The sequence below is a fragment of the Streptomyces sp. NPDC050211 genome (assembly GCF_040656035.1).
Lineage (GTDB): Bacteria > Actinomycetota > Actinomycetes > Streptomycetales > Streptomycetaceae > Streptomyces.
In genome coordinates this window covers 36,604-47,670 of sequence record NZ_JBFALC010000070.1, presented here as the reverse complement: position 1 = coordinate 47,670, position 11,067 = coordinate 36,604, and the positions used below count along the sequence as shown (strand labels likewise).

The window sequence follows — 11,067 nt, the reverse complement described above, 5'->3', positions numbered from 1 at the left end:
GGGCCGCGGTCGCGGTGCCCCTCGCGGCCGGCCTGGTTCGCCCCGGGCGGGGGGGGTGGGGCCTGTTGCCCGCCCCCGCCCGGTCGCGCGACAACGCCGGCGCTCATACGGCGACGGAGCGCGGGTCGGGCACCGGGCGGCGACCGAGGTCCTGCGGCGGGATCGATGACAGACCGAGGCCTGCCCAGCTCGGCCTCCAGTCATTGCTGCCATACGAACGGCCCAAGCCGAATCGACGCGCCCTCGGCGTCGCGCCGACGATGAAGGGGATCCAATCCGGCCCGGCGCAAGGACGACAGGATGCTGCGAGACCACCCCGGCCGCGTGGGCAGGGCCGGCCACCGAGCCCTCGTGGCGGCACTCGGCTGTGCTCTGTCCGCCGTTGCCCTCACTGGATGCGGTGACGACGGGGACAACGGTTCCTCGCCCGCGCCGACTACGAGTAGCCCCGATCCGGCGGCCTTCTCCGGATTGCCGCCGTCGGCGCTGGCCTCCGAGGCGGCTTCGGCGATCGCCTCCGCTCATGCTTCGGCTTCGGCGGCGGCCTCGTCGGCGTCTGTCCGCGCCTCTGAGTTCGAGGCCTCCGTCGAGGCTGAGGCTGCCCGCGCCGGTGCCGCCGCGCAGGAGGCGCTCAAGGATGTCGAGGGACGCGGCAACGCGGTGTCCGAGGTCGGCATGAAGGGCCTGCCCAGGAACGAGACGAGCGGGCTGCTCGCCGTGCTGGTCACGATCACCAACAAGACCGACGCCAGGGCCTCGTACGCCGTACAGATCGACTTCGAGGACTCGTCCGGAAAGGTCGTCGAGACGAGATTCGTCGGCGCGGAGAACCTCGACCCGGGTGAGAAGGAACAACCCATCGCCTTCAGTCGGCAGCCCGCGGACGCACACCTCACTCCCCGCCTCGCCAAGGCACAGCGGTACTGACGTCGCGGGTGGGATCGAGCCATGGAGGAGTGATGGGCAACCTGGTGGTTGTGGGAACGGACGGCTCGTCCTCGAGTCTCGCCGCGGTGGAGACGGCCGCCAAGGAGGCCCGGCGACGGCGTGCGGAACTGCGCGTGGTGTACGCCCTCAACTGGCCGGTCAGACCCATGTACGCGCCGCTGGACACCACGCCGCTCCATCGCCTGGTCAGCGAGGCCGCGGACCGTGCGCGGAGCGTGGCCCCGGAGGTGACGGTCACGGAGGCCATGGTGCCCGGCGACACGGTGTCGGTGCTGGAGGCCGAGTCGCAGACGGCAGAGCTGCTGATCGTGGGTGCGCGCGGGGTGGGCGGCTTCATCGGCATGCTGCTGGGATCGACGGCGGCGTCCCTCACGGCCCACAGCCGGTGCCCGGTGATGGTGGCCCGTGAGGATTCGGCCGACGTCGGCCCGATCGTGCTGTGTGTCGACGGCTCCCCCGCGGGTGAGGCGGCCGTCGAGTTCGCCTTTGCCGAGGCGGCGCTGCGCGGAGCCGAGGTCGCCGCCGTGCACGTATGGCTCCCGGATCACGCGCCGGCCGGTACCGGCGTCGAGCCTGCGGAGCGGTTGCTGGCCCAGGCGCTCGCCGGGCACGCCGAGAAGTACCCGGATGTCAGGGTCAGCCACGAGGTGGCGAGTGGCGAAGCCCGGGAGGTGCTGATCGAGAGAAGCAGGAACGCCCAGCTCATGGTCGTCGGAGCCCGCGGGCGCGGCGGGTTCGCAGGTCTGCTCCTGGGGTCGGTGAGTCAGGCACTGCTGCACCACGCGCACAGTTCCGTCGTCGTTGTCCGCGGCCAGGCGTGATCAGACGTGTCGCGAGAAACGCCGGGCGGTGTCGGGCGGTCGGCAAGTGCCCGTACGTGATCGACAGTCACGCAACCCGTCTGTGCCGAGCGGCCCTCGGTTTTCGCTGGAAAGCATCACTCTCGGAGAGCGGCGTCATGATCCGTCACGATTCCCGGGAATGCCAGAACGGAAGCCGCACGGCGACGAACCGACAGGAGGGACGGAGAAGTTGAAGGCATTCGTGATGAAGGAAATCGGGCGTGTGGGTTTCATGGAAAAGCCCGTTCCGCCACTGGGCCCCGGCGACGCGCTCGTGCGGACGACCCGGGCCCTCATCTGTACGTCCGACTCCCATACCGTCCAGGGCGGCATCGGTCCCAGGGAGGACCTGACACTGGGACATGAGGCAGTGGGTGTCGTGGATGCCGTTGGCAGCGAGGTAAGAGACTTCCAGCCCGGCGACCGTGTGCTGGTCGGCGCGATCACCCCCGACTGGGGCGACCTGGCTTCCCAGAACGGCTACCCCTCGCAGTCTGGCGCACCGCTCGGAGGCTTCAAGTTCGCGAATTCCAAGGACGGAGTCTTTGCCGAGTATTTCCACGTGAACGACGCCGATGCCAATGTTGCGAAAATCCCCGACGGTATCTCCGACGCGGCGGCCGTCTACTGCGCCGACATGATCTCCACCGGATTCATGGGTGCGGAGCACGGAAACATTCCGATGGGCGGGACCGTGGCCGTCCTCGCGCAGGGTCCCGTCGGTCTGATGGCGACAGCAGGGGCCAGGCTACGTGGCGCCGGACTCGTCATCGGCGTCGAATCGGTCCCCAGCCGGCAGAAGCTCGCGCGGATGTACGGCGCGGACGAGATCGTGGATTTCTCCAAGGAGGACGTCGTCCAGCGAATCCTTGAGCTGACCAACGGGCAGGGGGTCGACACCGCCATCGAGGCGCTCGGCGCGGACGTGACGTTCCAGACCGCCGTCAAGATCACCAAGCCCGGCGGCACGATCTCCAACACCGGCTACTTCGGCGAAGGCGAGTTCGTGCGCATCCCGCGCGTCGAATGGGGCGTAGGCATGGCCGACAAGACGATCGCGACGGGACTCTGCCCCGGCGGAAGACTGCGCATGGAGCGACTTCTGCAGGCGCTGCAGACAGAGCGCATCGATCCCTCACACATGACGACCCACGAGTTCCGCTTCGACGACATGGAACGAGCCTTCGAGGTCGCGGACAAGAAACTCGAAGACGTCGTGAAAGTGATGATCACCTTCTAGACGTCCTCTTCTAGGCGTCCCCTTCTGGACGTCCTCCTGAAAGCGTCCACCACAAGGTCGGACCATTGTTCTCGACGCTGCGGAGGCGAGGCGGCATGCACGATCCCGATCCACCGTTCCGGCCGGTCCGCAGGCGGGAGGGTTACCTGCCGCTGGAGGACCTCGGCCTCATCGGGGACGGCACAACCACCGCGCTTGTGGGCCTGGACGGCTCCATCTCGTGGATGTGCCTGCCCCGGTTCGATGCCGAGCCCCTGTTCTGCGGCTTGTTGGACCACGCACGCGGCGGGCATTTCACGCTGGCGCCGGAGGATGTGGTGGAGGCGCGACAGCGCTACGAACCGGACACCGGCGTCCTGACGACCGAACTGCGCAGCCCCACCGGCCTGGTGCGCGTCACCGATGCCCTGGCCCTGCGCACCGGCGCCGACCTCACCGATGACACACCGGCCGACCGATCCGAACTCGTGCGCTCGGCGGTCGTGCTGGCCGGGCACGTCCGCCTGCGAGCCGACCTGGAGCCCCGCGGCGGCGCGCAGACGAGGAACCTGTTCAGCGGACTGGAAGTGCGCCCGCTCCGACGGCCGGACCTGCGACTCCATCTACGCTCCACCCGCCCCCTGACCGGCCTGCGCAGCACACACGACCTGAACCAGGGCGAGCGCCTCGATCTCGTGTTGTCCTGGGGCCGCTTCCATCGCCACCACCGCCTCGACACCGACGCAATGCTGCGAGCAACCGCCAACGCATGGCGCCGCTGGATGAAGGGTTTCGTCTACGACGGTCCCGAGGAACCCCTCGTCAGGCGCTCCGCGATCACGCTCAAACTGTGCGACGACTGGGCCAACGGCTCGCTGGTAGCGGCCCCCACCTCCTCCTTGCCCGCACCGATCGGCGGCATCCGCAACTGGGACTACCGCTACGCCTGGATCCGCGACGCCGCTTACGCCGTGTTCGCCCTGCGCCGCATCGGCTTCCGCGGCGAGGCCGACGCCTTCCTCGGCTGGGTTCTCGACGCCTTCGAATACAGCCGGCAGCCCCGAATCATGTACGACCTCCGGGGTGGTCTGGTGCCGGACGAGGTCGAGGACGGCGAACTGGAGGGCTACCAGCGCTCGGCCCCGGTGCGCTGGGGCAACGGAGCGGCCGACCAGCGTCAGCACGACGTCTACGGCGAGATCCTGGACTGCGCCGACCAGTGGCTGCGCTCCGGCGGCGAGATCCAGACCGAACTGTGGGCGAGCCTGGCCCAGCTGGCCGACGCCGCTGAGCGGGCCTGGCGCCAGCCGGACCAGGGCATCTGGGAAGTACGCAGTGAGGGCCGGGTGTTCACGTACTCGGCCGGGCTGTGCCAGGTGGCCCTGGACCGGGCCGCGCAGATGGGTGAGCGGCTGGGCCTGCCCGGGCGGATCGCCCAGTGGCGCACCGCGGCCGACCAACTGCGTCGGCTCATCCTGGAACAGTCCTGGGACGAGGACGCGCAGACCCTCAGCGCACACCTGGACGGCGGCGGCCTTCTCGACGCCAGCCTCCTCGCGCTCCCGCTGCGCCATGTGGTGCCGGCCGATCATCCACGGATGGTGGCGACCACCAACGCCATCGCCGAGCGCCTGTCAGCGGGTGACGGGCTGCTCTACCGATACCTGCACAAGGAGTCGCCCGATGGTCTGGCCGGCGACGAGGGCGCCTTCGTGCTCTGCAGCTTCTGGCTGGTCGACAACCTGATCGGCCAGGGCCGGATCCAAGAAGCCGAAGAGCTGTATGCCTCGTTGTGCGCCCGGGCGAGCCCCCTGGGACTGCTGTCGGAGCAGATCAACCCGTCCACAGGAGAGTTCATGGGCAACTTCCCTCAGGCGTTCAGCCACATCGGGATCATCGCCAGTGGCGTAAACCTCGCCCGAGCGAAGGCAGGCGTACAAGGATGATCAACCGGCTGACCGTATTCGGCGCGACAGGCGACCTCACCGCACGCTACCTACTGCCGGCGCTGGCCGCCCTCCAGGCGGCCGGACACCTCGGCGACCGGCTGGAGTTGACCGGCGCAAGCCGGGAGGACTGGAGCAGCGAGCAGTACCGGGAGTGGGTCGCCGCGCAACTCGAGCGTCACGGCGGACCCGGTCCGGCCGCCGCCAAGGAAGCGATCGCGGCCTCGGCCCGCTACGTGCGGTGCGACGTCACCGACCCGGACGATGTCGCCGCGGCCATCGCCGGTGACGGCCCGGTCGCGGTCTATCTCGCCCTCCCCCCGGCACTCTTCCCCCGCGTGGTCACGGCACTGCACGGGGCAGGTCTGCCGGCGGGCAGCCGGATCGTGTTGGAGAAGCCGTTCGGCGAAGACCTGGCCGGCGCGCAGGAACTCAACCGGCTGCTCGCGGACCTCGTGCCGGAGCAGGCGGTGTTCCGGGTCGACCACTTCCTGGCGATGACGACCGTCCAGAACGTACTCGGCAGCCGCCTGGCCAACCGCGTGCTGGAGCCCCTCTGGAACAGCACCCACATCGCCGAAGTGGAGATCGTGTGGGACGAGATCCTCACGCTGGAAGGCAGGGCCGGCTACTACGACCACGTAGGGGCGCTCAAGGACATGCTCCAGAACCACCTCCTGCAGCTGCTCTGCCTCGTGGCCATGGAGCCGCCCGTCACCCTCGGCGAGCGGGACCTGCGCGACCGCAAGGTCGACGTACTGCGATCCTTGCGGCCGCTGACCGAGTACGACGTGGTGCACCGCACGCGGCGCGCACGGTATCTGCCCGGCAGAATCGGCGAGCGCGACGTTCCCGCCTACGTCGACGAGAAAGGCGTCAGCCCACAGCGCCGTACCGAGACCCTCGCCGAGGTGGAACTGGAACTGGACAGCTGGCGCTGGGCCGGTACCACGTTCCGGCTCCGCAGCGGCAAGGCGCTCGGGGCGGATCGCAAGGAGGTGGCGGTGCGCTTCCGCGCCGTACCTCATCTGCCTTTCGGCCACAGCGGAGAAGCCCTGCCCAACGTGCTCCGCTTCGAGCTCGAACCGGAAGGGCTCAGCCTCGATCTGACAGGCATCGGTGCGCATGCCAACGAGCTGACTCCGCTCTCGCTGACCGCGGAGATGGAACCATCAGGTCTGCCTGCCTACGGGCGGCTCCTGCTGGACGTCCTGGAGGGGGATCCCGCCCTGTCCATCCGCGGCGACGAGGCCGAGGAAGCGTGGCGGGTCCTCGAACCCGTACTGTCCGCCTGGGAGAGGGACCTTGTGCCGCTGGAGGAGTACCCGGCCGGTTCAGAAGGTCCACCCGCACGTCGGCAGTACGCGGACCGCCCACGCCAGCGAGAGTCCCTGCTCCACGGTCAAGCGCCTCCAGACAGCGTGTGATGTCCCCCAGCACCGAGCCCCGCACCGCGTGCATCGTGGTCATGGGAGTCTCCGGCACCGGCAAGTCCACGGTGGGCCGACTGCTCGCCAAGCGCCTGGACATCCCCTTCGCGGAGGCGGACGACCTGCACCCGCCAGCCAACATCGCGAAGATGTCGGCCGGTATCCCGCTCGACGACGCGGACCGTCAACCCTGGCTGGAGTCCATCGGCCGCTGGCTGCACGAACGGGACGCAGCCGGCACGGGCTGCGTGGTCTCCTGCTCCGCGCTGAAGCGGCGCTACCGCGACACGCTTCGAGCGGCCTGTCCTCACGCGTTCTTCCTCCACCTCACAGCCCGCCCCGAGCTGCTGGCGCAGCGGATCGGCCGCCGCACGGGACACTTCATGCCCGAGGTGCTGCTCGACTCGCAGCTCGCCGCCCTTGAGCCCCTCGAACCGGACGAGCGAGGAGCCGAGTTGGACGCCACACCCGACTCGGACACCATCGTCGACATGGCTACGGCCGTGTTGCCGACTTCCTGACACGGGTTCCCCGGCATGCCCCTGGGCGGCGTCCCTCACCCGGACAACCTGCTGGGGTCGCCGGGTGCAGGCGGTGGGCGAAGGCTGAGACCGTCGATACAACGCGGCCGCCCCCAGCCAAGGCGGTCTCCCGCGTGACCACACCGTGCGGAAAGGGCCGTGGCATGGCACAGACAACCGGCGGGGTCCGTTGCTTCTCGGCGTCGTCGGCGTCACCCGCGACACCCTCTTCAGCTCGCCCGACTACACCTACGAGTTCAGTCTGACGGCCTGGGGCTGGATCCACATAGTCATCGGCATCGGTCTCGTCGCCGCCGGCTTGGGCGTCCTGCTCGGCAAACACTGGGGCACAGGGGCCGGCGGTCTTCAAAGATCGTCAACTTGTTGATCACGGTGGCGTGATACGCCGCCATGAACGCACCGACCAAGAGCGGGAGTTACTCGCTCCGAGTTCAGGAGCCCGCGCCCGGGTGTGATCCCGGCGCAAGCGGGCTCGGGGGAGGCAATCGGTGCCGGGTGTGTGCCGTGTGCGCATAAAAAGAAGAAGGGGCTGACCACTCGTCAGTTCCAGGCTTTCCGTGTGTCTCCGCTCTCTCACCTCCACCGATGTGCAAGCGCGCCCCTGAGAACCGAACGCGTCCCACGCGCGTGGTAGCGGGGAACGCAATGGCATGCACACAAAGGCGGGGGAACGCGAGTGGGATCCACAGTTCGCGCGAGAACGGCGGCACTTGCCGTCTTGACGGCCGGGGCGCTGCTCATGACGGCGGTATCGGCCGGCGGCCTGCCGGCGCGAGGCGTCGGCTCCGTCGCGCAGGAGAGATCGAAGCCGCCGGCGACCGTCACGCTGGTCACCGGTGACCGCGTGGATGTCGGCTCCGACGGCCAGGTCGTGCGGCTTGTGCGCGGCAAGGGCCGCGAGGAGCTCGGCTTCTCGGTGCGGCGTGAGGCCGGCCACACGTATGTCGTACCGCAGGACGCCCTGCGTCTGGTCGCCGACGGGGTGCTCGACCGGCAGCTCTTCGACGTCGCGCAGATGGTCCGGGACGGGTACGACGACGCGCACCGCACCACGCTGCCGCTGATCGTCGGCTACCGGCAAGACGGCGCCGGAACACGGGACTTCACCGCTGGCGGCGACCCGTTCGCGGGCGTGGCCGTCCGGGAGCGCCGTGCGCTGCCCGCGGTCGGCGGTGAGGCCTTCGCGGCACCCAAGGCCGGTGCGCCCGCGCTGTGGGCGGCCGTCACAGGCCGCTCTTCGGCCCGTACGTCAGGAAGTACGGCCGCCCCCGCGCGGGCCGTCGCCCATGTCTGGCTGGACGCGAAGGTCCGGGGCACCCTGGCCGAGAGCGTGCCGCAGATCGGTGCGGCCGCCATGTGGGACTCGGGCTACACCGGCAAGGGCATCAAGGTGGCGGTCCTGGACTCGGGCGTGGACGAGACCCACCCGGACCTCGCGGGCGTCGAGGTGGCGCAGAAGAACTTCAGCGAGTCCCCCGTGGTCAAGGACCGCTTCGGGCACGGAACGCACGTGGCCTCCATCCTCGCCGGAAGCGGTGCGAAGTCCGGCGGCCGCAACAAGGGCGTGGCGCCCGGCGTGAAGGTGCTGGACGGCAAGGTCCTGGGCGATGACAACTTCGGATCCACCTCGGGCATCGTCGCCGGCATGCAGTGGGCCGTCGACCAGGGCGCGCGGGTCGTCAACATGAGTCTGGGCGCCCTCGACAGCCCGGAGGTCGACCCGATGGAGGCGGCCATCGCCCGGCTCTCCGGCAAGGCCCTGTTCGTGGTGGCCGCGGGCAACTCGGGCGACGGTCCCCGTAGCATCTGGTCGCCCGGCAGCGCCCCCAAGGCGCTCACCGTAGGAGCCGTCGACAAGCAGGACCAGATCGCCGACTTCTCCAGCCGCGGCCCGAACCTCGACGGCACGCCCAAGCCGGACATCACCGGACCCGGCGAGGACATCACGGCCGCTCTGACCACGCAGGGCGAACAGCCCCCGGGTGACGGCTACGTGGCGCAGTCCGGAACGTCGATGGCCTCCCCGCACGTCGCGGGCGCCGCCGCCCTGGTGCTCCAGCAGCACCCGGACTGGAGCGGAGCCCGGCTGAAGGCGCTGCTGACCGGTTCGGCCAAACCCAACCCGCTCCTGAACGCCCATCAGCAGGGCGCGGGCCGGGTGGACCTGGCGCGCGCCGCCACCGCCCTGGTCGTCTCCGAGCCCGGCTCCCTCGGCTTCGGCACCCACGCCTGGCCGCACGCCGACGACAGGCCGGCTGCCAAGACCCTCACCTACCGCAACTACGGCACCCGGCCCGTCACCCTGCGGCTGAGTGCCTCCGGGGTCGACCCCTCGGGCGGCCAGGCCCCGGCCGGCATGTTCACCGTCAAGGACGCCCAGCTCACCGTCCCGGCCGGCGGCACCGCGAAGACCACCGTCACCGCCGACACGCGCAAGGGCACCGTCGACGGCGTCTTCGGCGGCACCGTGTTGGCGTCGGGAGACGGCCAGCAGGTGCGTACCGGACTCGTGGTCGAGCGGGAGGTGGAGTCGTACGACGTCACAGTGCGGCACATCGACGCCGACGGGGCGAATCCGCCCACCTACACGACGATGATCACCCCGGGTGACGGGCTCAGCAGCCCCATGGAGCTCCCGTACCGCACGAACGGCACGGTGGTCCAGCGGCTGCCCAAGGGGTCCTACCAGCTGGAGAGCATGGTCTTCGCCCGCGACAACGAACTGGGCTTCTTCGTCCAGCCGGTTCTGGAAGTGAACAAGAACGTCACGGTCACGCTCGACTCCCGCAAGGCCAAGCCGCTCGCCGTGAAGGCCCCGGATCCGGCCGCGAAACTCGTCACCTCCACCGTCGGCTACTACGACTTCACTGTGGGAGCGTTCAACTCCTGGTCCACCAACGGGGTGCCGCCGATCCGCACAGCCGCCCTCGGTCCGGCGTCCGACACGATGCGGGCCCAGTTCAACGGTGTGTGGAAGAAGCCCGGCACGAAGGTCGACTACCGGCTCGCCTTCAACCGCGAGGGGAGCTTCTTCACCGGCCTGAACCGCACCGTCACTCGGGCCCAGGTAGCCGAGGTGAAGCTCGGCTTCGGCGCCTCCGTCACCGGGGCGAAGGGCCTGGTCCACATCACGCCGCTGGACGACCTCGGGAGCGGCGTCGGCATACCGGAACCGCAGGAGCAGAAGCTGCCGCAGGCCACCACGCACTACCTCAGTACGGACGGGGTGCGCTGGTCCTGGGCGGCCGCACAGCTCGACTCTCGCAGCGAGGTGCGTATGCAGTACACGAAGAAGGAGGTGACCTACAAGCCGGGCTCCAGCCACGCGCTGAAGTTCAACACCGGTGTGGTCGGCCCCGATCTCGCGGCAAGGGGCCCCGAGGAACAAGGGGCCAACCGGACCGGCGACTTCATCGACGCCAGGATCGCGCTGTTCAACGACGGCAGCGGTAACCCTGGGTCCTCGATCGTCACCCGCGGATTCGCCCGGCTGGAATCCGGCGGGCGGATCCTCGGTGAGGGCCCGGCCACGGAATGGCTGAGCGCCGAAGTCCCCGCCGGCTCCGGCGTGTACCGCCTGACCGTCGAGGCGGGCCGCTCCGCCGCGGACACCTCCACCAGTACGAAGGTGGCAGGGGTGTGGACGTTCACCTCGGCCCGGCCGACGTCGGACGACTCGGTCAAGCTGCCGCTGTCGACGGTGCGGCTCGCGCCGAAGCTGAGCCTGCGCGGGACGGCTCCGGCGGGCAGCACGCTCAAGGTGCCGCTGAAGCTGAGCGGTGCGGCCGCCGCGGCCGGGCGGGTCGCCGCGCTGACCGTGAAGGTCTCCTACGACGGCGGCAGGACCTGGAAGCCGCTCACCGTGACGACCGACGAGCGGGGCGCGCGCTCGGTGAGCGTGAAGCACCCGGCGACCGCCAAGGCCGCCTCCTTCCGGGTGGACCTGAAGGACACGGGGGGCAACACCGTACGCGAGACGATCACGAACGCGTACCGGCTCGCTCCGTGAAGTGACCCCGAGACGGTGACCGTCAGCCGTTGCCCATGCCCCCTCCGGCCTGGTGCCCCCCCCAGCGGGGGCCCAGCCCGCTGGCCGGGGACCGCGGCCCCCACCCCCCCCCCCGGTGGGGCGGGCCCGGG

At 69.9% G+C, this 11,067-nt stretch carries 8 protein-coding genes; all 8 read left to right on the top strand.

The window, feature by feature from the left end:
* Window positions 1–300: 300 nt before the first annotated feature.
* Window positions 301–927: a hypothetical protein gene (locus AB0I98_RS41550; RefSeq protein WP_362951020.1), complete on the top strand. Its 627-nt coding sequence runs from the start codon at window positions 301–303 to the stop codon at window positions 925–927.
* A gap of 32 nt (window positions 928–959) precedes the next feature.
* Entirely contained in the window at window positions 960–1,769 is an 810-nt protein-coding gene (locus AB0I98_RS41545) for a universal stress protein (RefSeq protein ID WP_362951018.1), read from the top strand.
* A 211-nt stretch (window positions 1,770–1,980) separates the two neighbouring features.
* The gene (locus AB0I98_RS41540; protein WP_362951016.1) at window positions 1,981–3,030 is read left to right on the top strand and encodes an NAD(P)-dependent alcohol dehydrogenase; all 1,050 of its coding nucleotides are present in this window, start codon (window positions 1,981–1,983) and stop codon (window positions 3,028–3,030) included.
* A gap of 95 nt (window positions 3,031–3,125) precedes the next feature.
* Window positions 3,126–4,955, top strand: coding sequence for a glycoside hydrolase family 15 protein (locus AB0I98_RS41535; protein WP_362951014.1), 1,830 nt, complete (start codon window positions 3,126–3,128; stop codon window positions 4,953–4,955).
* Window positions 4,952–6,382 (top strand): glucose-6-phosphate dehydrogenase, encoded by a 1,431-nt coding sequence (locus tag AB0I98_RS41530; protein ID WP_362951012.1) that lies wholly within the window; start codon window positions 4,952–4,954, stop codon window positions 6,380–6,382. The genes AB0I98_RS41535 and AB0I98_RS41530 overlap by 4 nt, the downstream gene beginning before the upstream one ends.
* A complete protein-coding gene (locus AB0I98_RS41525) occupies window positions 6,382–6,906 on the top strand; it encodes a gluconokinase (protein ID WP_362951010.1) in 525 nt (174 codons plus the stop codon). The genes AB0I98_RS41530 and AB0I98_RS41525 overlap by 1 nt, the downstream gene beginning before the upstream one ends.
* 190 nt (window positions 6,907–7,096) lie before the next feature.
* Window positions 7,097–7,294, top strand: a complete 198-nt coding sequence (locus tag AB0I98_RS41520) for a hypothetical protein (protein ID WP_362951008.1) — start codon at window positions 7,097–7,099, stop codon at window positions 7,292–7,294.
* A gap of 372 nt (window positions 7,295–7,666) precedes the next feature.
* Complete coding sequence (locus AB0I98_RS41515; protein WP_362951006.1) at window positions 7,667–10,936, top strand: S8 family peptidase; 3,270 nt, start codon at window positions 7,667–7,669, stop codon at window positions 10,934–10,936.
* Window positions 10,937–11,067 lie beyond the last annotated feature (131 nt).